Source organism: Dyella sp. 01N36 (genome assembly GCF_056399745.1).
Window position 1 is genome coordinate 1 of record NZ_JBFTRY010000384.1, and the last position, 1,105, is coordinate 1,105.

General features: G+C 65.3%; 2 protein-coding genes. Both read right to left on the minus strand.

Annotated features, from left to right (window positions below; genetic code table 11):
- The coding region (mreC, locus tag AC1DMG_RS22310) for a rod shape-determining protein MreC (RefSeq protein ID WP_477181168.1) at positions 1 to 659 on the minus strand (659 nt) is incomplete at its 3' end.
- A gap of 26 nt (positions 660 to 685) precedes the next feature.
- On the minus strand, positions 686 to 1,105 hold a 420-nt coding region (locus tag AC1DMG_RS22315; RefSeq protein WP_477181169.1), incomplete at its 5' end, for a rod shape-determining protein.

Below are 1,105 nucleotides of genomic sequence, written 5' to 3' on the forward strand. Positions count from 1 at the left end.
TCCGACGCCATCGAAATATTCGGCAGGCTCAACAGGTCGCCATCACGCGTGCCGTAAGCCACGGTGCGCAGGCCGGTGCGCTCGATCACCACGGGAATGGCGTGGTCGGGATCGGTCACCAGCATCACCAGCGAGGTGCGCGGCATCACTTCGACCACCTGCCCCATCACGCCGTGGGCGTCGATCACTACCTGGCCCGCCTTCACCCCGTCATGCGAGCCCACGTTGACCAGCATGCGGTGGCGATAGGCGCCCAGGTCCACGTTGATCACGCGGGCCAGCTGCACGTTGAGATCAAGACTGTGCTGGGTATCGAGCAATTGCTTGAGGCGCTCGTTCTGCTCGGCCACGGCCGCCATGCGGTTGAGCTTGGCGTTGGCCAGCAGCAGGTCTTCGCGCAGGCGCTGGTTCTGCTCGGTCAGCATCTTGCGGTCGGAAAAGGCCACGCTGAGCGTATGCATGCCGGACGCCGGCAGGCTGGCCAGCCGGTACACCGGCTCGACCAGCACCGAAGTGGCATAGCGCAGGCGCCAGATCCAGCCGTTGCGATGGTCGAGCACCATCAGCACCATGGCCAGCGCTAAATAGAGAATGAGCCTGAGGGTACCGGCGACGGTACCGGCAAACAGGGGCGAGGATTCCTCGCGCGCAAGCGCCATGGCCTAACCCGCCCCTGTCGTGTGGGTTACTCGGGAGCGAAGAAGTCGCTGCCGTGCTGATCGATCAGCTCCAGCGCCTTGCCACCGCCACGGGCCACGCAGGTCAGCGGCTCATCGGCCACCTGCACGTGCAGGCCGGTTTCCTCGGAGATCAGGCGATCCAGATCGCGCAGCAGTGCGCCACCACCGGTGAGCACGATGCCGCGCTCGGCCACGTCAGAACACAGTTCCGGCGGGGTCTGCTCGAGGGCCGACTTCACCGCCGCCACGATGCCCGACAGCGGCTCGTGCAGCGCTTCCAGCACCTCGTTGGAGTTGATCGTGAACATGCGCGGCACGCCCTCGGCCAGGTTACGGCCCGAGATCTCGATTTCCTTCACATGCGTCTGCGGGAACGCGCAGCCGATTTCCAGCTTGATGCGCTCGGCCGTAGACTCACCGATCAG